The organism is Streptomyces sp. BR123, from assembly GCF_013401435.1.
In the GTDB taxonomy this organism is placed as follows: Bacteria; Actinomycetota; Actinomycetes; order Streptomycetales; family Streptomycetaceae; genus Streptomyces.
Genome location: NZ_JACBGN010000089.1, coordinates 1 through 24,296 on the forward strand (window position 1 = coordinate 1; position 24,296 = coordinate 24,296).

The 24,296-nt window shown below is 71.3% G+C and carries 22 protein-coding genes and 2 pseudogenes; 14 read left to right on the plus strand and 10 right to left on the minus strand.

From position 1 onward, the window contains the following. Positions 1-213 (minus strand): hypothetical protein (locus HYE82_RS16395; protein WP_179174810.1); only part of this gene is annotated, 213 nt, incomplete at its 3' end. A gap of 571 nt (positions 214-784) precedes the next feature. On the opposite strand from HYE82_RS16395, the gene HYE82_RS16400 reads away from it, so the two are divergent. Continuing rightward, on the plus strand, positions 785-1,288 hold the full coding sequence (locus tag HYE82_RS16400; RefSeq protein WP_179174811.1) for a hypothetical protein: 504 nt from the start codon (positions 785-787) through the stop codon (positions 1,286-1,288). A gap of 343 nt (positions 1,289-1,631) precedes the next feature. Here the strand turns inward: HYE82_RS16400 and HYE82_RS16405 are convergent, their stop codons facing one another. After that, the gene (locus HYE82_RS16405; protein WP_179174812.1) at positions 1,632-2,321 is read right to left on the minus strand and encodes a metalloregulator ArsR/SmtB family transcription factor; all 690 of its coding nucleotides are present in this window, start codon (positions 2,319-2,321) and stop codon (positions 1,632-1,634) included. Between the two features lie 83 nt (positions 2,322-2,404). Between HYE82_RS16405 and HYE82_RS16410 the strand changes: the two genes are divergently transcribed. From HYE82_RS16410 to HYE82_RS16420, 3 genes are all read left to right on the plus strand, one after another. Continuing rightward, entirely contained in the window at positions 2,405-2,833 is a 429-nt protein-coding gene (locus HYE82_RS16410) for a hypothetical protein (protein WP_179174813.1), read from the plus strand. A gap of 184 nt (positions 2,834-3,017) precedes the next feature. Further along, a complete protein-coding gene (locus HYE82_RS16415) occupies positions 3,018-4,823 on the plus strand; it encodes a glycoside hydrolase family 15 protein (RefSeq protein ID WP_309144338.1) in 1,806 nt (601 codons plus the stop codon). Continuing rightward, on the plus strand, positions 4,820-5,302 hold the full coding sequence (locus tag HYE82_RS16420; RefSeq protein WP_179174815.1) for a hypothetical protein: 483 nt from the start codon (positions 4,820-4,822) through the stop codon (positions 5,300-5,302). Before HYE82_RS16415 ends, HYE82_RS16420 begins: the two co-directional genes overlap by 4 nt. A gap of 154 nt (positions 5,303-5,456) precedes the next feature. Here the strand turns inward: HYE82_RS16420 and HYE82_RS16425 are convergent, their stop codons facing one another. Then, complete coding sequence (locus HYE82_RS16425) at positions 5,457-8,252, minus strand: LuxR C-terminal-related transcriptional regulator (RefSeq protein WP_179174816.1); 2,796 nt, start codon at positions 8,250-8,252, stop codon at positions 5,457-5,459. A 136-nt stretch (positions 8,253-8,388) separates the two neighbouring features. Here HYE82_RS16425 and HYE82_RS16430 point away from each other — a divergent pair, with 136 nt between their 5' ends. From HYE82_RS16430 to HYE82_RS16450, 5 genes and pseudogenes are all read left to right on the plus strand, one after another. Then, on the plus strand, positions 8,389-8,745 hold the full coding sequence (locus HYE82_RS16430; protein ID WP_179174817.1) for a VOC family protein: 357 nt from the start codon (positions 8,389-8,391) through the stop codon (positions 8,743-8,745). After that, a complete protein-coding gene (locus HYE82_RS16435; protein WP_179174818.1) occupies positions 8,742-9,194 on the plus strand; it encodes a pyridoxamine 5'-phosphate oxidase family protein in 453 nt (150 codons plus the stop codon). Before HYE82_RS16430 ends, HYE82_RS16435 begins: the two co-directional genes overlap by 4 nt. Before the next feature lie 138 nt (positions 9,195-9,332). Further along, on the plus strand, positions 9,333-9,785 hold the full coding sequence (locus HYE82_RS16440; protein WP_179174819.1) for an iron chaperone: 453 nt from the start codon (positions 9,333-9,335) through the stop codon (positions 9,783-9,785). A gap of 245 nt (positions 9,786-10,030) precedes the next feature. Then, positions 10,031-11,539, plus strand: a complete 1,509-nt coding sequence (locus HYE82_RS16445; protein WP_179174820.1) for a DUF4246 domain-containing protein — start codon at positions 10,031-10,033, stop codon at positions 11,537-11,539. Positions 11,540-11,662: 123 nt separating this feature from the next. Next, positions 11,663-12,197 (plus strand): annotated as a pseudogene (locus tag HYE82_RS16450) (transposase family protein); the annotation flags it as partial. A 66-nt stretch (positions 12,198-12,263) separates the two neighbouring features. On the opposite strand, the gene HYE82_RS16455 reads toward HYE82_RS16450, so the two are convergent. Beyond that, positions 12,264-12,662, minus strand: coding sequence for a VOC family protein (locus HYE82_RS16455; protein WP_179174821.1), 399 nt, complete (start codon positions 12,660-12,662; stop codon positions 12,264-12,266). 94 nt (positions 12,663-12,756) lie between these two features. Here HYE82_RS16455 and HYE82_RS16460 point away from each other — a divergent pair, with 94 nt between their 5' ends. Next, positions 12,757-13,746 carry a YafY family protein gene (locus HYE82_RS16460; RefSeq protein WP_179174822.1) on the plus strand — a complete coding sequence of 330 codons (990 nt, stop codon included), beginning with the start codon at positions 12,757-12,759 and terminating at the stop codon, positions 13,744-13,746. Between the two features lie 1,511 nt (positions 13,747-15,257). Here HYE82_RS16460 and HYE82_RS16465 read toward each other — a convergent pair. Both HYE82_RS16465 and HYE82_RS16470 read right to left on the minus strand, forming a co-directional pair. Beyond that, entirely contained in the window at positions 15,258-15,527 is a 270-nt protein-coding gene (locus HYE82_RS16465) for a hypothetical protein (RefSeq protein WP_179174823.1), read from the minus strand. A gap of 731 nt (positions 15,528-16,258) precedes the next feature. Next, positions 16,259-17,155, minus strand: a complete 897-nt coding sequence (locus HYE82_RS16470; RefSeq protein WP_309144339.1) for a UbiA family prenyltransferase — start codon at positions 17,153-17,155, stop codon at positions 16,259-16,261. Positions 17,156-17,234: 79 nt separating this feature from the next. Here HYE82_RS16470 and HYE82_RS16475 point away from each other — a divergent pair, with 79 nt between their 5' ends. The 4 genes from HYE82_RS16475 to HYE82_RS16490 all read left to right on the plus strand — a co-directional run bounded on the left by HYE82_RS16475 (position 17,235) and on the right by HYE82_RS16490 (position 21,103). Further along, positions 17,235-18,314 (plus strand): type III polyketide synthase, encoded by a 1,080-nt coding sequence (locus tag HYE82_RS16475; protein ID WP_179174824.1) that lies wholly within the window; start codon positions 17,235-17,237, stop codon positions 18,312-18,314. Positions 18,315-18,324: 10 nt separating this feature from the next. Next, a complete protein-coding gene (locus HYE82_RS16480; RefSeq protein ID WP_256987307.1) occupies positions 18,325-18,888 on the plus strand; it encodes an isoprenylcysteine carboxyl methyltransferase family protein in 564 nt (187 codons plus the stop codon). Then, the gene (locus HYE82_RS16485; RefSeq protein WP_179174825.1) at positions 18,885-19,913 is read left to right on the plus strand and encodes an NAD(P)/FAD-dependent oxidoreductase; all 1,029 of its coding nucleotides are present in this window, start codon (positions 18,885-18,887) and stop codon (positions 19,911-19,913) included. Before HYE82_RS16480 ends, HYE82_RS16485 begins: the two co-directional genes overlap by 4 nt. 362 nt (positions 19,914-20,275) lie before the next feature. Next, entirely contained in the window at positions 20,276-21,103 is an 828-nt protein-coding gene (locus tag HYE82_RS16490) for a class I SAM-dependent methyltransferase (RefSeq protein ID WP_179174826.1), read from the plus strand. A gap of 52 nt (positions 21,104-21,155) precedes the next feature. Here the strand turns inward: HYE82_RS16490 and HYE82_RS38145 are convergent. The 4 genes and pseudogenes from HYE82_RS38145 to HYE82_RS16505 all read right to left on the minus strand — a co-directional run. Then, positions 21,156-21,233 (minus strand): annotated as a pseudogene (locus tag HYE82_RS38145) (HSP18 transcriptional regulator); the annotation flags it as partial. A 609-nt stretch (positions 21,234-21,842) separates the two neighbouring features. Next, on the minus strand, positions 21,843-22,106 hold the full coding sequence (locus HYE82_RS16495) for a hypothetical protein (RefSeq protein WP_179174827.1): 264 nt from the start codon (positions 22,104-22,106) through the stop codon (positions 21,843-21,845). A gap of 33 nt (positions 22,107-22,139) precedes the next feature. Continuing rightward, positions 22,140-23,222, minus strand: a complete 1,083-nt coding sequence (sbnB, locus tag HYE82_RS16500) for a 2,3-diaminopropionate biosynthesis protein SbnB (protein ID WP_179174830.1) — start codon at positions 23,220-23,222, stop codon at positions 22,140-22,142. 32 nt (positions 23,223-23,254) lie between these two features. Beyond that, entirely contained in the window at positions 23,255-24,277 is a 1,023-nt protein-coding gene (locus HYE82_RS16505; protein WP_179174831.1) for a TauD/TfdA family dioxygenase, read from the minus strand. Between the last annotated feature and the right edge of the window lie 19 nt (positions 24,278-24,296).

Genomic DNA, 24,296 nt, shown 5'->3' on the forward strand with positions numbered 1-24,296 from the left:
GGCGGCACGGGAGGGGAGGTCCCAGGCCACCACTGCGGCCGCGATACCGGCTTCCGTCTGGAGCATGGCCCGGGCGTCACGCGCGTCGCCGGCACGCCGCAGCTCCAGGCCCCGGTTCTCCAGCTCCTTGCCGATCCGCTTCAGCTGCTCGGCGCTCACCCCACCGCCGAGGGGATCCTCCCGTAGTGCCAGCAGCACCGTGCCGATCGCCATGACCGCATCCGCCTTTCCTCGCAAGGCCCCTGACCGACCGGACGCCGACGGGACCGACCGCCCGACACCGGAACCCGGCAGGGCAGTGGTCAGTCTGGCCGGGCCGCCCGCCCCGCGACCGATCTTCACAACCGCCTTCACCCGCACGGACGATATTCACCGTTTCAGGCAGACATCCCTCGTGATCACGACGCTTCTGTCGCTCGGCCGGCCGCGGATCGAAGGGCGGGGTGGGGAAAATAGGGGTGCGGACGGTGACGCCGGCTTGGACGGCGCTGTGCGCGCGGGCCGCGGTGCGTCCGGGCAGTGCACGGGAGAACCACAGGGTGTGCTGCCGCCGGGGCGGGCGATGACCTGCACGTCATCCCGCGCTCCCACAAGGGCAAGCTGACACCGACGGACGAAGCCCTCCGTCGCCGGTTGCCCTCCTGCACACCGGTACCGGCTCCGGCATCTCCCGTCGGCGTGTCTGCGGAGTTTCGTTGCGGTCGGGCGGTACGGGTTACGGGTGGACCCGCGGGCCTGCGGGCTGCGGGCCCGTAGCGGTGGCGTACGGGAGCAGGAGCTGGTTGTGGCGATGGTCGGACTGTTCTGGATCACTCCGGACGCGGTGTACGTCGGTTCGCCGCCCAACGCCATCGGCGGCGGCTGTGTCCGGCTCAGCGCCGACGGGCTGGAAGCCTTCGACCTCGACGGCTCCCGGATGTGGACGTGGGAGGCACTGCGGTCCGCGGTCGTCGAGGACGTCCCCGTCGAAGGCCCGGCCGGCCGTGCGCCGAAGTTGCTCGGGGCGATGGTCTCGGCCGCGATGGGTGCCTTCCTCGGCGAAGGACCGCCCAGGATGAGGCTGCGGCTGGAGACGGAGTACGGGACGGAAGAGGTGATGGTCCACTCGGCGGCGGCCGGAGGCTACGGCGCCGAGGAAGCGGCCCTCTCGCAGGACCTGCTCGCCCGCTTCGTGGCGGGCACCGCGGAGCCGCGGACCGTCGAGGAGTGGGGCCGCACACACGGCCTGGAGGGCACTCCGAAGCCAGACGTCCGGGAGAACCTGCTGCGCACTTGGGCGCAGGCGTAACGCTCGCGACCACCGCCAACCACCGGAGCCCGAGGGCTCGGCGATCTGCCGTACCGACGCCGGCGCGGCCCGCCCGGGGGAGGGGGCGGCCGAGGAAAACCGAGGAAAAGGGGAGGTTGCCCGCGGACCTGGGCCGGCGACCGGTCTCGGAGGCCCGAAGGGCGTCCGAGGAGATTCGCGTCGAGGTCGTGGGATCGTCGCCCGAGGAGGACGTGGTCGCCGGTGGAGCGGGTGGTGGCCCACAGCGGCCTGCTCAGGTGCGCCTGCGCCGCCCTGTAAGGCAAGGACCCGACTGCGGCTTCCGGCCGGTGCTTGTCACGGTGGACACCACCGATGCCGCTGATCAGACAGCCTCTTGGGCAGCCGGCTGGAGCTGGACGCAGCAGCGGCCGGGACTGGGAGCCAGGCATGCCTGGAGTCCTGCCGCGTCCAGGCCGTTGAGAATACCGCTCAGCAGATGGAGGTTCATGCCGCACACCGTCTCGGTGTGCTCCTGGGCCAGCGTGTGGAAAGGGCAGTTGGAAAGAACGATGACATCGCCCTCGCGACGTGGTTCGAAGCCGTACCTCTCCAGCAGGTCGAAGACATTCGTCTTGTTCTGCTCGCCCAGTTGCCTGCCGAGTTCGTCGGCCTTGCGGTGCAACACCCTGCGCACCGGCTCGCCGGTCGCGTCGGACTCCTCCACGGCCTGGGCGAGCAGCCTCCCGGCCAGCTCGTAGCGGCGGTCCGGCAGGGTGACGGCGACCTGCCTCGCCGAGCGGCGATAGAGCTTGGCCGGCCTCCCGGCGCCCGGCCCGGAGCGTCCGCTGCGGCGCTCGTAGACGACGTCGAGCAGCAATGCGTCGGCCAGGCGGTCCAGGTGGAACGCGGCGGTCTTCCGGGCCAGTCCGAGGGCGGCCGCCGCCTCGTCACGGCTCACCGGGATCGGCTGGCGCACGACGTGGTCGTACAGCCTCCTGCGGGTCGGCTCGTCGAGAGCGGCGACGGCGGAGACGTCGGGGTCGCGTACTTCCTTGGAGGTGTCCACAAGCACGAGTGTAAAACCCACGGTCCTTGACTAAAGAGCGAGACAGGTCTTCTATAGGAAATAAACCTTGCCGATAGAAGGAGAGCGTCATGTCCTCCGTAACCACAAGCACCACAAGCACCACCCGGCGGCGGGCGGCGCTCGACGACCCCGGCTACCAGGCGTTCGTGATCCTGCGTACCGGCTTCACGGTGGCGCCGATCCTGTTCGGGCTGGACAAGTTCGCCAACCTGCTCGTGGACTGGCCCGCCTACCTCGCGCCGTGGATCGACAACATCGTTCCCGGCAGTGCCCAGGCGGCCATGTACGCCGTGGGCGCGGTCGAGATCATGGCCGGCGTCGCCGTGGCGCTGGCCCCGCGCTTCGGGGGCTGGCTGGTGGCGGGATGGCTGGCGGGCATCATCGTCAACCTGCTGACCATCCCGGGCCACTACGACGTGGCCCTGCGCGACTTCGGACTGCTCCTCGGCGCCGTCGCGCTGGCACGACTCGCTCAGCGTTACCACGCCGAGCGGTAGCGGGCGTGAAAGGTGACGAGCGCATTGAATCCGTCGGGCGGGTGGAGCCTCACGGCACCACCCGCCCGGCCACCCCCTCCGCGTGGCACCATGATCAACTCCGTGCAGAGCGATGGAGCGGGAGCAGGCCCGATGAGATGGTGAAGTCATGGGAGCTTCTCCCCGAACCGATGGCCATCGCCCGGTGGTCCCGCGCAGTGACGGCTACGTTCCGCTGCGCGACTACGCGGTGATCGGCGACGGACGGACCGCGGCACTGATCGCCCGCGACGGGTCGGTCGACTGGCTCGGACTGCCGGATCTCGACTCACCGGCGGTGTTCGGTGCCGTACTCGACGCCGACCGCGGCGGCCGCTTCCTCCTGGAACCGGCGGTGCCGTACCGGAGCGAACGACGCTATCTGCCCGGCACGAACGTCCTGGAGACCACGTTCGTCACCTCCCAGGGCATCGTGCGGGTCACCGACGCGTTGACTCTGCACGATGGGTTCGCGCTCGCCCCGATGCGCGAGCTGCAACGGCGTATCGACGGTGTATCCGGGCCGGTCCCGATGCGGTGGAGGGTCCAGCCTCGATTCGGCTACGGCACCCGCACGACGCGGTTGGTTCGGCGCGCCGGAGTCCCCGTTGCGACGGCCGGCAGCGACGCGCTCGCCATATGCTCCTGGGATGCAGGCGAACCCCGATTCGAGGGGGACGCGATCAGCGGCAGCTTCCTTGCGGCACAGGGCGGGAGCGCAGTGATCGCCATGCCCTTCGCTCATCAGGAGCCGCTGATCCTGCCGGCCCGGGCCGAGTGCGAGGCGCGCCTGGAGCGTACGTGCGCTTCCTGGCGCCGTTGGGCGGACGACCGTATCTACACCGGCAGGTGGCATGAGGCGGTGATGCGCAGCCTGCTGACCTTGAAGCTGCTGGTCTCCGCCCCCTCCGGTGCGGTCGCGGCCGCAGTGACGACGTCGCTGCCGGAACACGTCGGCGGCGAGCGCAACTGGGACTACCGCTTTTCATGGGTGCGTGATTCCGCGTTCACCCTGGCCGCCTTCCTGCTGCTCGGCTGCCCTGCGGAAGCACATGCCTACTTCTGGTGGCTGATGCACGCTTCCCAGCTCACCCACCCCCGCCTGCAGGTCCTCTACCGGCTGGACGGAGGCGCCCACACCAGGGAGGAGGCACTCCCGTGGGAGGGCTACCGCGGCTCGACTCCGGTCCGCATCGGCAACGCGGCCGCCGATCAGATCCAGCTCGACACCTACGGCGAGCTGATGCAAACCGCCTGGCTGTACGCCCGGGCCGCCGGAAGGCTGGACGCCGACGTCGCCCGGCGCCTCGCCGAACTCGCCGACCTCGTCTGCGCCACCTGGCAGGAACCCGACTCGGGCATCTGGGAAGTACGCAGCGCACCGCGCCACTTCACCCAGTCGAAGATGATGTGCTGGGTCGCCATCGACCGTGCGGCACGCCTCGCCGAACACGGCTTGATTCCCGACCGGCACCTGGCCCGCTGGCAGCTCGCCCGCCAAGAGGCCGCCACGTTCATCGAGACCCGCTGCGTCTCGCCACACCGCAACTGCTACGTGCGCTCCGCCGGCAGCGAGGACCTGGACGCCGCCGTCCTCCTCGGTCACCTCTACGGCTACGACGGCGAAGCCCAGCGCATGGACGCGACGATCGAGGCCGTGGGACAAGAGCTGCGGCACGGGCCGTTCGTCGACCGCTACTCCGGCGAAGACGGCCTGAACGGACCCGAGGGCGCCTTCCTCGCCTGCTCCTTCTGGCTCGCCGAATCCCTCGCCCGCACCGGAGACCTCGCCCGGGCCGCCGAACTGATGGACGACCTCGTTCATCTCGCCAACGACGTGGGCCTGTACAGCGAAGAGATCGACCCTGCCAACGGTGACTTCCTGGGAAACCTGCCCCAGGGGCTGAGCCACCTGGCGCTGATCAGCGCCGCCCATGCCATCAACGCCGCCTCCGAGGAGGCGGGCGCGTGAGCGCGTGGGGGACGGCCGCCGGGGCGTTCGTCGGCACGCTGGTGCTGACCACGGCATTGCGCGCCGCCGGCGAGATGCGTCTGACACGGATGGACCTGCCCTTCCTCCTCGGCACCGCGGTGACCGTCAACCGCACGCGCGCCAAGGCCGTCGGCTACCTGATGCACTTCCTCAACGGCGAGGTCTTCGCCTTCATCTACTACGCCGTCTTCCTCGCGATCGGCATGGCCGGATGGTGGCTGGGCGCCCTGTTCGGTCTCTTGCACGGCCTGTTTGCCGGCACCGCCCTGGTCAGCGTCCTCCTGCCGCTCGTCCACCCCCGGATGGGCAGCCCGCTCACCAGCGCTCCCGAGGTGGCCCTTCTGGAACCCCCCGGCTTCCTGATGCTCAACTACGGACTGAGCACCCCCGTGGTCACCCTCGTCGCCCACATCGGCTACGGCGCCATCGTCGGAGGCTTCACCGCGCTCGGCGCCTGACTCGGTCCGAGGTGCCGGCACCGCACAGCGGGCACGTGGTCGCCACAGGAGTGTCGGTCGGTGTGTCGGGTGCGGCCCTCAAATGCCGGGGCTCCTGGGGCTCCTGGTGCGGCCCGAGAGGGCGACGCGTTGTTCAGGGGCGCCAGTGGTGGGGCTACCGAACCCTCATGGGTGCCAGTCCGAGGTCCGCCAGTGCGGAGGCACCGGTCGCCGTGTGCTCGCCCCCGGCGAGTAGCAGCGTACGTGCCCACTGGTAGCGGCAGCCGGCCGCGTCGAACGCCGCCGCGGTGGCGAGCAGCTGCGACAGATCGCCGCCGAGCAGTGCCTCCGCCCGGTCCACCAGCGCGGTGGCCACCGGGTTCCCGGCGACCACGGCCCGGGCGGCGGCGACCCGGCCCGGGGCGTCCGGGTGCCCGGCGAGGACCGCTGCCTCCGCCCGGAGGGCCGTGTACCAGTGCAGCCAGACCCAGCAGACCCACTTCCACACGTGCTCCGGCTCGGGCGCGATGCGCTCCAGGGCCGCGTGTGCGTCGCCGTGATGGAGCAGGACCATGGTGTCGAAGACGGCGCCGTGCCCGTGCTGGTGGTCCTCGCTGCTGCCTGCCTGATCGGTGATCTTGAGCCAGGTTGCCCGGGCCTCGTGGTCGCCCCGCAAGCCGTGGATCATCGCGACGGACGCGGCGGCCGGACCGAGCGAGAACGACCGTTGCCGACCGGCCTGCTCCCACGCGTCGAGGAAGCGCACGCTGCCGGTGAGCACCTCGTCGGCATGGCCCGCGAACGACTCCGCGACCAGCAGCCAGGACGTGGCGTGGTCGCCCACCTCGGCCAGCTGCGGCTGGGCTGCGAGCTGGCTGCCCCACCGGCGGGCCGCCGACAGCTCGCCCGCGCCGACGGCGGTCGCGGCGGCCATGGCGAGGGCGTCGATCAGCTCGTGCGTCCGGGCAGGGGTGCTCGGTGCCGAGGCCAGGATGTCGATCCGAGCCCGGGCTGCGGCCGCCGCGGCGAAGGGCTCGCCGGCCCAGCTCCGGGCGCCGGAGAGCGCGTCGAGGGCGGCGGACCGTGCAACCGGGTCGCCCGCGCGCCGGGCGAGTTCGACGGCCTGTCCGGCGCATGCGACGGTGTCCGGCGCGGTGTTGTCCGGGGCTCCCTGGACCGCGCCGAATGCGTCCGCGACCACCGCTGCCTCGGCCAGCGCGACGGCCGCCCCGGCGGCCGGGTCGTCGTCACCGGTCAGCTCACGCGCCGCCGCGAGCAGGCCGGTCACCTCCTCCACGGGCGGAATCCGGCCGAACGTGCTGGAGAAGCGGTACGCGGCGGTGGCGGCGGCCGCCAGGTCGCGGGCGGCCCCGGTGGTGTCCCCGGCCCGGCGGGCGGCTTGGGCGGCGGCCCGGTGCAGGCGGTACATGTCATCGCCGAGCCTGCGGCACCCGGCCACTCCGGCAGCCTGCCGCAATGCGGCGGCGGCTTCGCTGCCGGAGGTGAGCGAAGCCGCCTGCTCGTACCGCTGTTGGGCCTCGCCCAGCAGGTTGCGCGTGAAGGCCAGCCCGGCCATGGACAAGGCGAGACGGCACGCGTCCGCGCGCTGCTCCGGCCGGCCTGCCGCCCAGGCCAAGGCGGTCCGCAGGTCTTCCGCGACGGCGTCGAACCGGGCTCGCCAGTCCGAGCCGCCGCCTTCCTCGAGGCCGACCGCACCGACCAGGCACCATGCCAGGTGCCGCGATCGGACATCGGTGAGCTCACCGGCGTCGGCGAGCCGCTCCGTGCCGTACTGACGAAGGGTCTCCAGCGCCTGGTACCGAGTGCCGGTCTCCGACGGCGTCACGGCGAGCAGGCTCTGCTCGGCGAGCCTGCCGAGCCCGTCGGCGACCGCGGCCGCCTCCAGCGGGGCGAACCCGGCCACCTCGGCGGCCGCCTCGGCGGTGAACGGAGCGACGAACGCCGACACCCGCCGCAGCAGTGCCCGGTCTTGCGGCTCGAGCAGGTCATGGCTCCAGTCGAGGACGGCCCGCACCGACCGCTGCCTGCCGTCGGCGCGAGGGCCGCCGGCGAGGATCCGGAGCTGGTCGGAGAGGCCGGCCGTCAGGCCGTCCAGACCGAGCGTGGACCACCGCGCCGCCGCCAGTTCGATGGCCAGCGCCATGCCGTCGAGCCGTTCGCACAGGGCCGCGATCCGGTCGCGTTCCGCCGGAGCCGGGGCCCTGCCGACCGCCGCCGCCCGCTCCAGGAACAGGGCGACCGCCTCCGACTCGCCGCCGCCGACCCGCGACAGCGGCGGAACCGGGAAGACCCACTCGAACGGCACCATCAGCCGGGCCCGGCTGGTCGCGAGCACCCGTATCCCCGGGCAGGCCACGAGCAGCCGTTCCAGGAACGGCGCCACCCCGTCGCGTACCTGCTCGCAGTTGTCCAGTACCAGCAGCGCCTGGCGGTCGGCCAGCGCGGACACCAGCGCGTCGTCGATACCGCGCCCGGGCTGCTCGCCCACGCCCATGGCTGCCGCGACCGCCGCGCCCACCCGCCCCGGATCCGTGACCGGGACCAGGTCGACGAAGCACACCCCGTCGGCGAACTCGCCGGCCACCTGAGCCGCCACCGCCAGCGCGAGCCGCGTCTTGCCCACCCCGCCCAGACCGACGGCGACCACCAGCCGACGTGCCGTCACCGCCGCGGCCAGCTCCCCGCGTTCCCGTGACCGGCCGACGAACGCCGTCAGCGGTGCCGGAAGCGCGGGTGCCGGGCGTGCCTGCTCGGCACGCGTCGGTCGGGGCGCGTGCCGGGACAGCGCCCGCCGGTCCGGCACCGCCAACTTCCGCAACAGCGAGGAGACGTGCGACTCGACCGTCCGTACCGATATGAACAGCCGCGTGGCTATCTCTGCATTGCTCAGGTGCTCCCCGAGCAGCGCGAGCACGTCGGCTTCCCGAGCCGAGATCACTGGAGTGGACACCGGGTCATTATCCGTAGTGCTTTCCGTGGCCAGCACGGAGGCGCCCCCTACCCCGCCCGAGGGAAGCTGTGGTCACAGGGAACGAGCCCGGCGGACCACACCGGGCCGATCGGGACCCGCGAAGACAGGAGTGATCGTGACCAGCTCTTCCACCCAGGGGATGAAGACCGTGCTGCATCCCGTGTCCGACCTCGCCCGGGCCAAGGCGGTGTACGCCGCGCTGCTCGGTGTCGCACCGCAGACCGACGAGCCCTACTACGTCGGCTTCGAGGCCGCCGGCCAGCACATCGGCCTGCTCCCGGGCGGCGGACCGCAGGGCCTGACCTCGCCACTGGCCTACTGGCACGTGCCGGACATCGAGGCGAAGCTCGCCGAAGTGACCGCCGCGGGCGCCACCGTCAAGGAGCCCGCGCACGACGTCGGCGGCGGCCGCCTGGCGGCCACCGTCATCGACCCCGACGGCAACCTCCTCGGGCTGCTGCAGGACCGATGAGCGCCCAACCCCGCTCCCGCGCACGGCGCCGTCGCGACACCGAGCACCGGCTCACCCACGACATCGACGTCTGGGTGGCCAGTGCCTCGGCGGACGGCGCCCCGCACCTGGTACCGCTGTCCTTCGACTGGGACGGCGAGGCGCTCTTGGCGGCTACCCCGGCAGAAAGCCCCACCGGCCGAAACCTGGCCGCCACCCGGACCGCTCGGCTGGCCCTCGGCCACACCCGCGACGTGGTCATGATGGAGGGCGACGTCGAAGTCCTCGACCTCGACGCGGTGCCGCTGCAACGAGGTGACCGATTCGCCACACGCACCGGCTTCGACCCGCGCTCGCTGAGCACTCCGTACCGCTGGTTCCGCATCACTCCTCGCCGTATCCAGGCCTGGCGAGAGGAGAACGAGCTGGCCGGACGCGAGCTGATGCGCGACGGTCGCTGGCTGGTCTGACGCCCCGCCCGATCCCGCCGCACGACCGAGGGCCCAAGCCCTCACGGGCCGGTGGCACGACCCGGACAGGGGGCCCCAAGCCCCCTTCTCACATCCACACATCCGGATCCTCAAAGATCCTCAAGAGGGAGATCCACCATGAGCAGCACCGACAGCAGCGCGTACGAGGGGTTCACGGCCGAGGAGCGGGCCGCGATGAAGGACCACGCACAGGAACTCAAGAAGGCGGCGCTCCACGGCTCGAAGGCGGACAAGGCGGCGCAGGCTGAACAGGATGTGCTCGCGAAGATCGCCGAGATGCAGGACTCGGACCGCCTCATGGCCGAGCGCGTGCATGCCGTCGTCACGGCCAACGCTCCCGCCCTCGCGCCGAAGCTCTGGTACGGGATGCCCGCCTACGCACTGGACGGCAAGGTCGTCTGCTTCTTCCAGAGCGCGGAGAAGTTCAAGGCGCGCTACGCGACGCTCGGGTTCAGCGACCTGGCGAAGCTCGACGACGGCCCGATGTGGGCGGCCGGCTTCGCCCTGACCGAGGTGACGCCCGAGGTGGAGGCCCGGATCGCCGCACTCGTGAAGCAGGCAGTGAGCTGAGGTCCGCCCGGTAGGTGGCCCTCATCTCATGCACCTGCCGCCCTGCAGGCGGCAGAAGACCCGAAGGGGCGGCCAGGACACATGCGCCGAGGCGACGGCCGCGCACGCCGCCACCGGCGGCAACGCCTGACCCGCGCGGTCCGGGGTGACTGCGACGGTCGTCCCGCCCGGGGGCCGCCGCTGGGGTGTCAGTGGGGCGGGCTATCCTTCCCGCCACCGCACACCGACCGTGAGGATCACCAGAAGTGACCGGCCTGTCCGCCTTCCCGCTGCCCTTCCAGAGTTCCCGTTCCCCGGCGTTCGCGACGCCCCGGACGCTGCGGGAACTGCAGATGATGCAGTGCAGCTCGCACCTGCGCGCCAAGCCCGCGTGGTTCGACAAGATGAACGACGCCGACATCGTCGCCCGGTGGACGCAGGAAGCGGTGGCGCAGGGCTTGACCGAAGCGCAGGTGCGCTACGTGCTCGCCGAGCTGCGGCACTACGCCGTGCTGCGGGACGCGCGGACCGGCATCGAGGTGTCCGCGGTCGACGGTGTCTGGCAGTCGGACACCCTCGTCGACGACCAGCTCGGGTCCCGGTTGCGGGAGGCGGTCCGGGTCCTGGAAGAGGTTCCCGAAGCGGAGCGGGACTGGCATCCCGGATCCGAGGGCCAGGTGCTGGATCTCGTGCACCCCTCGCTGTTCTGCCTGGTCCGGGAGGTGAGCGGAGGCCCGGAGCGGGCCTGGAAGAACCCGACGAACCACTACGCGAAGTACGAGTTCTCGGAGAGGTTCCAGTGGCTGCCCACGGACGTCGACGTCACTGAGGACGGCGCCGTCGCCTTCCGCTCGTACGTCAACAACGTCCACCCCGAGGTGCATCGCGCACTGGCCTCCGTCCTGCCGGACATCTTCGCGCGCCTGCGTCCGCTGTTCGAGAACGTGCTCACCGATCTGCGGAACCCTCGGCCCCCGCGGATCGAGGCCGATCCCTACGGCTGGTACGAATCGGAACCGGAGTATCCGCGCCAGTCGTCCTACAGTGACAACGCGGCCTACATGGATGCCCGCGCTGCCTGGGACGAGGCCTATGAGGCCTGGTGGGAGAACCGCCGCCCGATCGTCCCGGACGCTCCGGCCTTCAGCCCGCCCGCACTGCCCGACGCATCCGCCCGGGTCGACCTGCGCGGCCGTCGGCTCCAGGTCATCGTCAAGCTCGCCACCGTCCACCTCACACCGGACAAGCCCGAGTACCCCGGCGGTTCGTGGCACGTGGAGGGCATGCTGAACGAGCGGATCGTCTCGACCGGCATCTACTACTGGGACAGCGAGAACATCACCGAAAGCCGGCTGGGGTTCCGGGCCGCACTCGACGACCCGCACTACGAACAGAACGACGACGCCGGGCTGCGCGAGGTCTACGGCCTTGAGGACGAGGACGCGCTGAACCAGGTGCTGGGCTCGGTACCGACCCCTGCGGGCCGCTGCCTGGCGTTCCCCAACGTCCTGCAGCACCGCGTGGACGCGTTCCGCCTCGCGGACCCCACCCGCCCGGGACACCGCAAGATCCTCGCGTTCTTCCTGGTCGACCCGGCGGAGCAGATCGTCTCGACCGCCGACGTGCCGCCGCAGCAGCCCTGGTCCGACACCTCGACCATGACGCTCGAGCAGGCCAAGTCGTACCGCGAAGAGCTCATGAAGGAAAGGAAGTTCTTCGTCGACGAACACAACGAGCAGCTCTACGAACGGGAGTTCTCTCTCTGCGAGCACTGAACCGCCGGTGCGGGGTCCCGGAAGAACTCGGCGGTGGCCCCGCTCGTGGGGCGGCCCGGTGGCGGACGAGCGGTACGCCCTCATCGCCGACCTGTGAGGTGTCGGCGATGTCAGCAAGTCGGGGTCGACGTCCTGGCCGCCCTCGCCCCGACCCTTCCCGATGCGGTCCGGGCGGCGTCAACGAAGGCGTTCGTCCTGCTGACGGGACGCTGCTACCCATCGACCGTATCGCCGCCGGCCGACCGTTCTGCTCGGGCAAACACAAGAAGCACGGGGTGAACGTGCAGGTCGCCGCCGATCCGTTCGGTCGGCTGCTGTGGGCGTCTTCCGCTCTGCCAGGAGCCGTCCATGACGTTCGTGCGGCCTGCGAGCACGGTGTCATCGACGCTCTCGCAGGGGCCGGCATCGTCTGCTGGGCCGACAAGGGATACCAAGGAGCCGGGGGCACGGTCCGTTTTTCCTACCGCGGCCGGTGGGAGACGCTGTCCACAGGCCAGCAGGGCGTCAACCAGTCCCACGCGAAGATCCGGGCCCTGGTCGAGCAGGCGTCGCCACCCTCAAGTCCTGGCGGCTTCTCCGCAAGCCCCGCTGCTCGACCACCCGCATCACGAGCCTTGTTCAGGCTGTCCTCACCCTGCATCTGGCCAGCTCAGGCTGAAGATGGAAAAGGCTCACTGGGAGCCCCGGGATCTCGGAGCTCCCGCGTGAGCGGCTGTGTGTGGCGTCAGCGTGCGAACTTTTCGATGGCCGCCGGGGTGACGGGGGTGAAGAAGTTGACGAGGTTGCCGTCGGGGTCGCGGAACAGCAGCGACCGGTTGCCCCAGGGCATCGTGGTGGGCTCGTTGACGAAGTCGGTGACGAAGCCGGTCAGGTTCTGGTGAATACGGTCCACGTCGTCGACGAGGAACTCGGTGATCACGCTGTGGTTGTCCGCCGGGCGGGCAGAGCCCGGGGCGAACAGCGGGACGGTGCGGGTGCCGGCGATCGCGAGGGTGGCGCCCGTGGCCTTGAGTTCGGCGAAGTCCTCGGTGGCCCACGCCGCCCGCGCCCCTGTGGCTCGCTCGTAGAACTCGACGAGGCGTGCGACGTCGCTGGTGATGATGCGGATCGAGACGAAGTCCATGGGAATCTCCTTGGCTGTGCTGGAGGCGTGCACGTCGCAGGCTAGGAGAAATAGTGGACAGAATCGGTCCTGTATTTCGCGTTAAGCTGCGGACATGTCTCGACCCACCGGCCGCGTGCTGACGCTCCTGGAGCTGCTGCAGTCGGGCGGTACCCGGACGGTGGCCGAGCTCGCCGACCGTCTCGGCGTCGAGGGGCGCACTGTGCGCCGGTATGTGGACCAGCTGATCGACCTGGACGTGCCCGTGGAGTCGGTGCGCGGCCGCTACGGCGGGTACCGGCTGGCTCCCGGGTACCGCCTGCCTCCGCTCATGCTCAGCGACGACGAGGCGCTGGCCGTGCTGCTGGGCCTGGTCGCCGGCCGCCGAGCAGGATTGACGACGACGGAGCACACGGCAAGCGAGACGGCCTCGGCGAAGATCCGGCGGGTGCTGCCCAAGCACATCGCCCGCCGGCTCGACACACTCCTGGACGCTCTCGCCTTCACGGAGCAGCCCGGCGAGTTCGACACCCCGGACGCCGGGGTCCTGCTCACGATCGCCGATGCGGTGCGCCACCGCCGACCGGTCTCGATCCGCTACACCGACCGTGACGGACGGCGCAGCGAACGCACGCTGCACGCGTACGGGATCGTCGCCCATGCGGGCCGGTGGTACGTGACGGGCAAGGACGCCCAGATCGGCGAGGACCGAACCTTCCGGCTCGATCGCATCGCAGACGCGCGGACCCTGCCCGGCTCATTCGAAGCTCCAGTGGGTCCCCGTCCGGAACAGCGCGTGCTGTCAGGGTTCGCCACGGCCGAGTACCGGCATGAGGTGACCTTGCGGATCCACGGGACAGTCGAGCAGATCCGCGCCCACCTTCCGGCCAGCGTCGCGAGCCTGGAAGAGCACGAGCCCGCGGCCGGCCAGGACCCGGCGACCGAGCACTGGCTCCGCGTCGAGCTACGGGTGCAGCGGCTCGACTGGTTGCCCCCGGTACTCGCCTCACTCGACCGGCCGTTCGTCATCGAGCGCCCCGATGAACTCCGCGACCTCGTCATCGCGCTCGCCGATCGCCTCACGTCCTACGCACGCCAAGCCTGACAGTGCGGAACCAACGTCATGAGACGGCACGCCTACTGATCTTTTCGTAAGTTCGGTGGATGTGGTGGGTGGATGGTCAGGCCGGTGTGGGCGAGGAAGGACCATGGCAGTTGCCGGTTGTTGTTGATGCGGTGGACGCCTTGCTCGGTGACGTCGGTGACGTCGGTGACGGCAGTGGCTGAGGTTCGAGCCGAGCGGCAGGACCGCCCGGTTGTGGGAGAGGGCGCGGCGCGCACTGACCCTTTTGCTGCAGCCCCGCACGCTGTGGCGGCCCTGCGCTCACCTTTGGCCATCGCGCGGTTGTGGGCGTGCCAGGCGTCGCGCGACGTTGTGTCAGACGCCATTGGCTTGTCGATCACGGGGCTGGTCCGGTCGAACTGGGTTCCTGATCGGGTGTGCCACCGCAGCGGCGGCCCAGCACCTCGCGGGGAAGTGAAGGCCGGTCTCTCCCCGGCCGAGCCGCGTGTGCAGGGGACAGGCCGGGCGGGGCGCTGGGCGGTCCGATCCAACTGGCCGTCCGGACGGCCGGCCACGCGCTTCGCGTAATCGCAGTTGTTCAGCGCGGCCGCCCCGGCTGCCCAGAACGGGCGGGGGAGAGGATGCGACGCTGGAGTGAAGGGCCCGCCAGTGGAGGTCCGAGCGCGTCACATCCGGTTCCGGCTCTCCCCTTCGGCCTGGCGACCGTATGCCGGTGCGGCTCAATGAATGCGACGCAGAATCGTGCGGTCAGTCTGTGAGCCCGCCGGCGGGGGCACCACTCACCGAGTGTTGCCAGGCGGCCTTACCACATGGGTCCGGCCCCGCCGGGGCTGGGACCGCGCGACCAACCGGCGTCCCGTGCGCACGTCGACTCGTATCGCCGGTGCCCTCACCGGCCTGACCCTCACCCTCGGTGGTGTGGTCCTCGCCGCTCCCGCGGTCCGGGCGGACATCGCCGCCGGCACACAGATGGCCGAACTGGCCGGTGCCACCGCTCGCTCCCTCTCCCCGGGCTGTCGAACCCCTCCCCGCCGTGCCGCTGCTGGTCATGGCTGCTGCTCCTTGCCCTCCCAGGTGCCGGACCCGGGGATGGCGCGACACGGGCCTCGGCTGCCGATGCCACGCCCCCGGCGACTTGCGCAGCGGAGCCGTCGCACCCGAGATCGGAACCCGGGCCTGGTGCAGGCTCTCGTCTGCGAGGACGGCACCGCCGACGCCGGCAAGCTGTACGCCGTCGCCGAGGTACTCCGGGGCGAGCCCCGTTGTACCGGTGATGCGATGCGCCCGATCCGCCCCTGTCGTAGTGGTGCACTCTCCCCGACCTGCGGACGTTGACGGGAGGCAGGTAGGTAGGCAGTCGACGACTGCCGATCTATCGCGCCCCCCGCGAGCTGGCGTTCCTGCCAGCTCTCAGCGGGCTGTGGTGGGCTGAGTGCATGGGCCGTCAGCGACGCGGTTCCCGCTTCGCTGACGTGGGATGACGTCGTTGGCGACTGTTCGATGAGTGTATGGCGTGCCGGCCGCGCCATGCGTCAGGAGAAGACGCCGATCAGCAACTGCAGACCGAACATGAACACCATGCAAAAGCCGACGGCGGCAAGAAGCCATTGGCCCGCCCCGCGAGGTGTGTCGAACTGGACGAAGTACCCGCCGATGCCTGCGATCCCCAGAAGGGCGCCACACCAGAAGACGGGGCCCTCGTGCCACTTCGCCAGCATGGCTATGCCGGCCGACAACAGGCCCAGCACCACCACCTGGCCACGCGTGGCCAATCGTCGCGTTTCATCCCCCGTATGAGTCATACGGGGAATCCTAGCCGTCCCTGCGAACAGCCTCGGCGCCAGTGGGAGAGGGCGGGGAACGGCAACTCCGGCGTCACCCGGTGCGCCGGAGGTACCGTCCTCGACTCGTACCGGGGCTACGGAACACGGCGCCGTCCGCGTCCAGGGGCTTCTTGCGCCGCTCCTCCAGCTCAACGACCCGCTGGGCTGCCGTCTGGGCTGCTGTGGGAGAAGGCAGCCTTGATGGGCCTCCGGGCGCGTATCGGGTCTGCCTGTCAGTCGGCTTCACCGTCGGTTCCAGCCCCTCCTTTCCGCGCCTGTGGGGGGAAAGGACTCCGACATGCCCACCCGGGAACAGCTGGAACTGGTCCACCGGCAGGTCCTGGCCGACGCCGGAGCCGTCCGCCAACGCCACCGCGCTCGCTGACTGCGTCGTCGCCCGTCTGGTGCTCGCCGCACCGCCCGGTAGTGCGCAGCCCTCGGCGGACGGCGGCGCCGGGATCACCGGGTGAAACGCCCGGCCCGGCCCGCTCCGCCGCCGCCTGCCCCCCGCCAGCCGGACCAGTACGACCGGCCCGGACTGCCCTCCGGTACGGTCCTGCGGTTCGCCAGTGGGAGGTCTCCCGCGCCGACTTCGCCACCGCCAACCTCAGCCCCAGCAGCACACCTTCACATGCTGGTCGCCAGAATGGCGACGGCGTGATGGCGAGGATGACGAAGGGTCGTCCGCTGCCGCGTGGACCGCGGACACGTCAGCCGGAGGGAAGGGCACGGCCGGCGAGGACCAGCAGTACGGCGTCGGCTCCGGACAGCGCCATGATGACCAGAAAGGGTGTCCGGCCGGACGCGACAGCGGGCGGAGCAGCCATCGCCAGCGCACACAGCGTCAGCGTCATCGTCAGCAGCAGCACTTGGGCGGGAGTGACCGCGCCCGCCGGGCCGGCGGTCAGCACCGCGCAGGAGGAGAAGGCGAGGACGGCGGAGAGTGCGAGGGCGGTGCGCCGCCCCAGCCGCTGCGGAAGGCCTCGTACGCCGGCCGCGACGTCGTCGTCGATGTCGGGCAGGGCGTTGGCGAAGTGGGCGGCCGTTCCCAGGAGGGCCGCCGCGGTGGTCAGCCACACCGGTGGCCAGTCGCCGCACACGGCCAGTGTCAGAAATGCCGGAAGCAGTCCGAAGGCCACGGTGTAGGGCAGCCAGGAGGCGCCCGTGCGCTTGAGCCACAGGTTGTAGGACCAGGCGGCGCCGACGCAGCCGAGATGGACCGAGCCCGCCGAGGGGCCGCAGGCCAGCGACAGCGGGACGCAGACGAGGAGCGACACGCACGCGGCCGCGGTCACCGCTGCCGGCGGCAGCACGCCCGTGGCCAGCGGTTTGTCCCGGCGTCCGGCCGCCCGGTCGCGCCGCAGGTCGATCCGGTCGTTGCACCAGCCGATCGACAACTGGCCCGTGGCAACGGCTGCCACCGCCGTCGTCCCGGGGACGGGGCCGAGCCCCACGGCAGCGGCCAGCAGGGCCGCGAGGAGGGTGACCGCGGTGGCCGGCACGGGGTGGCAGGCCTTGAGAAGGCCCAGGACGGTGGATGTCGCGCCTCCCTCGCCCCCGGTGGACGCGGTGGTCAGGGAGGCTGCATCGTCGGTGGTGGCGGGCACCCCGCCACGCTAGGCGGACGACTCGCCCGCGAGGGCCGCATTGAAGGTGCCCGCTCCTCGCTGTCCCTATGTTGGAGCAATGACACGCGTCCTCGCGGTGAGCACGGTGTTCCCGCCGCACCGCTACCCGCAGCAGGAGATCACCGATGTCCTCGCCTCCCGTCTGCCGTCGGGGGCCGACAGGGCGCTGCTGCGCCGGCTGCACGGTGCGGCCCAGGTGGAAACGCGGCATCTCGCCCTCCCCCTCGGCCGGTACCGGAAGCTGGGCCGCTTCGGCGAGACCAACCGGCTGTTCGTCGAGCTGGCCGTCGCCCTGGGGGCCGAGGCGGTCGAACAGGCGCTGTGCGAGGCAGGGGTGCGGGCCGAGGAGATCGACCTGGTCGTCTCGACGACCGTGACCGGGATCGCAGTGCCGTCCTTGGAGGCCCGTCTGGCCGCGCAGGTGGGGCTGCGGCCCGACATCAAACGGGTGCCGCTGTTCGGGCTCGGCTGCTCCGCCGGAGCGGCCGGGCTGGCCCGTGTCCACGACTTCCTCACCGGCCTGCCCGGACGTACGGCGCTTCTGCTGTCCACCGAGCTGTGCTCGCTCACCCTGCAGCCGACGGACACCTCGACGGCGAACCTCGTGGCGGGCAGCCTGTTCGGGGACGGAGCCGCCGCGCTCGTGGCGGTCGGCGGCGCCCCCGGGGACAGCGGCCCTGCGGCGGCGCAGTGGGCCGGCGCGTCCGGACCGGTGGTCGTGGGCACGCGCAGCAGCCTGTACCCGGGAACCGGGCACCTGCTGGGCTGGGACGTCGGCGACTGGGGTTTTCGCATGGTCCTCGGCCGGGAGGTACCCGAACTCGTCCGACTGCACGTGGTCGAGGAGATCGAGTCCTTCCTCGCCGGTCACGACCTCAAGCCGCGGGACGTCTCGGCCTGGATCTGCCACCCCGGCGGCCCCAGGATCCTTGACGCGCTCGCCGAGGAACTCGGGCTGCCGGATTCCGCGCTGGCACCCTCCCGGCGTGCCCTGGCCGCCGCGGGAAACCTCTCCTCCGCCTCGGTGCTGCAGATCCTGCGCGACGTCCGCGCCGAGCCGCCGCCCCCGGGAACGAACGGCCTGATGGTCGCCTTCGGACCGGGCTTCGCCTCCGAACTCGTGCTGCTGGCCTGGTGAGAGCGCCGCCATGATGCCGTACACGCAGTACACGCAGTACACGCAGTACATCCTGCTGGTCCTGCTCGTCGCCGCCGAGCGGTTCGCCGAACTCGCCGTGGCACGACGCAACGGCGCCTGGAGCAAGGCCCGGGGCGGCCGTGAACACGGGGCCGGACACTACCCGGCTATGGTCGCCCTCCATACGGCGCTGCTGCTCGGCTGCCTCATCGAGCCATGGGCCGCCCACCGGCCCTTCCTGCCTCTGCTCGGCTGGCCCGCACTGGTCCTCGTACTGGCCGCTCAAGGGCTGCGCTGGTGGTGTATCGGCACCCTCGGACGCCGCTGGCACACCCGGGTGCTGATCGTCCCCGGGCTTCCGCTGATCACCTCCGGCCCATACCGGTACCTGCGCCACCCCAACTACCTGGCGGTCGTCGTCGAAGGCATGGCCCTCCCCCTGGTCCACACCGCCTGGCTGACCGCCCTCGGCTTCTCCTTGCTGAACGCCGTCCTGCTGACCCTGCGCATCCGGTGCGAGGACGACGCGCTGGCACCCGTGCGCTCCCTCCCCGCGGCGGGCACGGCATCGTGATCGACGTCCTCGTCATCGGCGGCGGCCCGGCGGGTATGGCCACCGCGATCCACGCGGCGTTGTCCGGCTTCGACGTCGTGGTCGCCGAACCGCGCCCCGCGCCCGTGGACAAGGCGTGCGGGGAGGGTTTGATGCCGGACGCGGTGCGCGCCCTGCGCACCCTCGGAGTGGAGGTCCCCGGCCGGGCCCTGCGCGGAATCCGCTATGTGGACGCAGTCGGTCAGCGCCGTGCCGAAGCGGTGTTCCGGGCCGGGCACGGCCTCGGCGCACGCCGCACCCTGCTGCACGAGGCGCTCACCGCCCGGGCCGCCCAGCTCGGTGTCCCGGTCGTCCCGCGCCGCATCGGCCGGGTGAGCCAGTACGACGATCACGTCAGGGCGGACGGGATGGACGCCCGCTACGTCGTCGCGGCGGACGGACTGCATTCACCGACCCGGCGCGCCCTCGGCCTGAGCGTACGGCCGGCCGCCGGGCGGCAGCCGCCGCGTTACGGACTGCGGCGCCACTACGCCGTCGAGCCGTGGACCGACCTGGTGGAGGTGCACTGGTCGGCCGACTCGGAGGCGTACGTCACGCCGCTGGGCCCCCGTCAGGTCGGGATCGCGGTCCTTGCCTCCCGTCAGCTCCCGTACGACGCACAGCTGTCCCGCTTCCCGCTGCTGATGTCCCGCCTTGCCGCAGCCGACCGCACACCCGTGCGGGGGGCGGGACCGCTGCGCCAGCAGGCCCGCCGTCGCGTCGCCGGGCGGGTCCTGTTCGTGGGTGACGCCGCCGGTTACGTCGACGCGCTGACGGGTGAAGGCATCACCCTCGCCCTGACGGCGGCCGCCGAACTGGTGCGCTGCCTGGGCGAGGGCCGGCCACAGGCCTACGAGCGGGCGTGGTGCCGGCTGTCACGCAACTACCGACTGCTGACGCGGTCCCTGCTGTGGGCTCGCCACCAGCCCCGGCTCGCGCCCCTGATCATCCCGGCCGCGGCCCGCTTCCCCGGCCTGTTCCAGCACGCCGTGAACCTACTGGCCTGACGGCACTCGGCCCACAGGCGGCGAGGGTCGGCCCCTCCGTACCGGCCGGCAGGGAGGCGCCGCCGTACCCCTGCTTCGGACCGGACCATCCGGTCCGCGACCCGTCCGAGGTCTGCCTGCTGCACGCCCCCCTCCCCGCATACGGCGACCACCACGAACGGAAACGGAGCAACCCGACGAGCCGCCCCGTACAGATCGCCTCCGCGCCGGCCATTGCGCCCGGCTCCGCAAGGAGGCCGGACCACGGCCGCATCGACCATCCTCGGTACGCAAGGCGCGACGAGCCGCGCCGATCGCCTCCGCCGTGGTTCGCGACGGTTAGCATCCCCGCGGGGGGAGCCACGGATGGCACGGAGGCCGTCATGCAGCCCAGGACCGTATCCCGCCTGTCGACCAACCGCGCACGGCTCGGCCACAAGGCCGGCCACGCACTGCGGCACCCCGGGCAGGTGCTGCCCTACCTGCGCCGGGCGGCCCGGGACCGCTGGCTGCGACTCCGCCACCGCGATCACGTCGCCTACTACCGGGCCGTGATGGCGTCCGACACCGCCCGGAGCCCGGAGGCGGCGGTCGGCGGCCGGCCTTCACACAGCCGTTGGCTCGCCATCGGGCAGATGCAGTTCGACTACCTGAAGGAACACGGGCTGCAGCCGGGTGACCGGCTGCTGGAGATCGGCTGCGGCAACCTGCGGGCCGGGTGGCGTTTCATCGACTATCTGGACGCCGGCCACTACTACGGCATCGACATCTCACCCGACATCCTCTTCGAGGCCCAGAAGACCCTCGTCCGGTACGGCCTCCAGCACAAACTTCCCCACCTGGCACCCGTCGACAACCTCAGGCTGGACTTCCTGCCCGACGCGTCGTTCACGGTCGTGCACGCGCACAGCGTCTTCTCGCACTCGCCGCTGGAGGTCATCGACGAGTGCCTCGAGCACATCGGCCGGGTCCTCGCGCCCGGGGGCTTCTTCGACTTCACCTTCGACCGCACCGAGGCCCGGGAGCACCACGTGCTGGGCGAGGACTTCTACTACCGGACCGAGACGCTGGCCCGGCTGGCCGCTCGGCACGGCCTCACGGCCCGCTTCATGGACGACTGGGAGCAGCTTCCGCACGGCCAGTCGAAGCTCCGCGTCACACACGCCGACACGGCTGCGCCGGAAGGGGATCGCCAAGGCTCCCGTCCCTGAGAGGCCGATGCCCGACCGCCTGCCGCACCTCCGCGCTGCGCGGCCTGTACGCTTCTTCGCCCGTGCTGCCGGCGCTACCCGGCCGCAGGCGCAGGCTCCGCCGCTCGGCGGCCTGACGGCCTGACCACCCCGAGAGGGGCGGCTGCGATCCCCCTCACAGCACGCGCAGGCAGAGGAATGCCGCGCGCCGTCGAGCCTGTTGCCGGTGCCGAGACCGCCGTCGGCGGTGGCCGCGACCGTCCCGCCGACGTCCCCTGCGCCGAGGCCGCCATGACCAGGGGGCAGGGCTCCGGCGGCCGGGCCGGCGCCGCGGGGTTCGTCGGCCGGCAGGGGGACGAGGTCGCGGACGGGGAAGTCCGCCGGTGCCGTGTCCCTGCGCCTGACAGTGCCCGGTCGCGACGCCCTGCAGCGTCTGGGCGACCCCCGCGCCGACAGCCGAGGCGGCGATGAACTGCCGGGTGCCGGAGCTGACGTCGATCGCCCCGTACACCTCGCGGTCGCGCATCAACTGTTCGGCGGCTGCGGTGTCGGCGACCCCGTTGATCGCGAAGCCGTCCGGCAGGCGTTGGCCGAGGGCGGCGCGGACCTGCTCGGCTGCGGCGGTCGGCCCGGGGACGGCGATCGGCACATCTTGTACGTACGACCGCACCGACGGCCAGGCGAAGGCCGTGAGCAGCACACTGACGATGACCGTGAGCAGGCCCAACGGCTCTACGACGAACGGGAGAAGAGCCGCCCGTCAGTCGCTACACGTCGGCGTGGCGAACCGGCGACGCTTGGGGATATCGGGCACGGTCGCTGGGGCGTGCGCGCAGCCGTCGTCCCGGTGACCGGTCGTGCGATCGGCTCCCCGGTCGGGCAAGCCTCCCCAGACCACGCCGACGTTCTCGGGGACCGGCAGGTTCGCGGCGGCGTGGGTGAGCATCGCGTAGGCCGGCTGCCAGATGCCGAGACCCAGGCCCTCGGGCAGGTGCCAGACGTACGCCTGACCGGTGCACGGCACGGGGACTTGGCCGCCCTGGCGTCCGGCGGCTGCTCAGCCGAATCGGTGCAGTTCATGGAAGAAGTCGTCGATGACGTGCAGTTGCCCGGTTCGGATGACCTCATCGTAGACGTGCTTGCCGATGGCGAGGTCGAGCACACCAAGGCCGAAGGGCGAGAACACCAGAGGCCGGTCGTCCGCCAATGCCGCACGGCCGGCTGTGACGTCGTGCAGCGTGCCGGTCAGGAAGTCGCGGTGCCCGGTGAGCTGTTCGGCCAGGTGAGGTGAGGTGTCGGCCTTGAGGCAGTGCTCGATGTCGTCCACGATGTTGAACGAGGCGAGGAGGATCTCGGGTGCCAGGTCGCGCAGTGACACGTGCAGGACCAGAGGATTGTGGCCGAACCATGCCGGTTCGGTGATGTGCGGCCGGCTGGCGACGGTGGCGAAGACGACGAGGTCGCTCGAGCGGATCAGCTTCTCGGGGTTGTCGTGGACGGTGATCCGGGTGGTGGTGTGCGCGCCGCGCAGGTAGTGGTGAAAGCCGGCTGCGCTGTCGGCGCTGGTGTCGTGCACGCCGACCTCGTCGAAGGACCAGCCGGTTGCGGCGAGGAAGGTGTGGACGTAGCGCGCGATCAGGCCGGTTCCGAAGAATCCGATGCGGGTCGGGCGTGTCCCGCGGGCCCGGCTGAGCGTGTCGGCCGCCGATGCGGCCATCGCGGCGGTCCGTGTGGCGCTGATGATGGAGCTTTCCAGGCAGGCGAACGGGTAACCGGTGTCGTGGTCGTTGAGGATCAGCACCGCCGAAGCCCTGGGAATGCCGGCCCGTACGTTGTCGGGGAAGCTGGAGATCCACTTCAGGCCGTCCACCCGCGCCTGACCGCCGATCGATGCGGGCAACGCGATGATGCGGGCGGTCGGGCGGTCGGGGAAGCGCAGGAAGTACGACGGCGGGTTCACAGACTCCCCTGCGGCGTGAAGGCGGTAGGTCGCCTCGACGAGCTCCACGGTCTCGCGTTCCCTGCCCTGGAGGGTGTACTGGACCTGGGCTCCGCCGATCACGGCGAACGGAGGCACGGTGATCGGAGGCACGGTGATCGGAGGCACGGTGATCGGGGGGACGGTGGTCGGATCGGACATGGCGGACTCCTGGACAGTGGATCGGGACGTGGTCACGGGGTGCTCCCTTCGGGGGCCGCGGCCGGCGGACAGGAGGTGGCCGGCTGCGGTCCGGCCATGGCGACGAGGACCTCGCGCGGCGGCTCGAACGGCTCTCTGCTATGGGCGGTGCGGATGTTGTCGATGAGCATCAGGTCGCCGGATTGCCACGGCTCGCGGACGGTGTGCTCCGCGTACACGGAGTTGATCAGCTCGACGATGTCCTCGCTGATGGGGTCGCCATTGCCGAAGCGCGTGTTGAAGGGCAGGGCTTCGGGGCCGTACACGTCGATGAGGTACTCCCGTACCTCGGGTGCCAGCGTCCATTCGTTGAGGAACGCGATCTGGTTGAACCAGCAGCGCCGGCCGGTGGACGGATGGCGCACGACGGCGGGGCGGCGCTGGCGGGTGCGCAGGGCGCCGTCGTTCTGCCAGGCGTACTCGATGGCGTTGGCGCAGCAGTACTCCTCGACGACCGCAGGGTCGTCGGTGCCGAACGACTCGGCCCAGGTGGCGCCGATGTCGTTGCCGTAGGTGCGGGTGAGCAGCCAGCCTTCCTGTTCGAAGCGTTCCACGAGTTCCGGTGGCAGCGCGTCGAGGACGGTGGCGGAGTCGGCGAGGGCGGTGGCACCGCCCGTGGCGGGCGCTGTCAGACAGGCCAGCAGCAGCAGGCCCGGAGGGGTTTGGGTGTAGCTGAGCTCGTGGTGCATGCACATGGGCTGGTTGGCCGGCCACGCCGTGGAGGAGTACACGCCGGGGGTGTAGGTCCGGCGTGGGGCGAAGGCTTCCTCGTGGGTCATCAGGGTGGGGGCCAGCCGGCGGAACACGGCGCCGGCCTGCCCGGTGTCGCCCAGGCCGAGCCCGCGGACGAGCAGTGCCCCGTGTTGGGTGACGAGAGCCTTCAGGGTATGGCGCTGCTCGGCCGCCCAGGCCGGTACGTCGGCCGGCTCGGGAGTGGGGACGTGCAGGATCGGGGGTGCGCCGGGGTGCAGGTCCACCTGGGGCACGGGCACGGGCACGGGCGCGGGCGCGGGCACGAGTGCGGGAGCGGGAGCG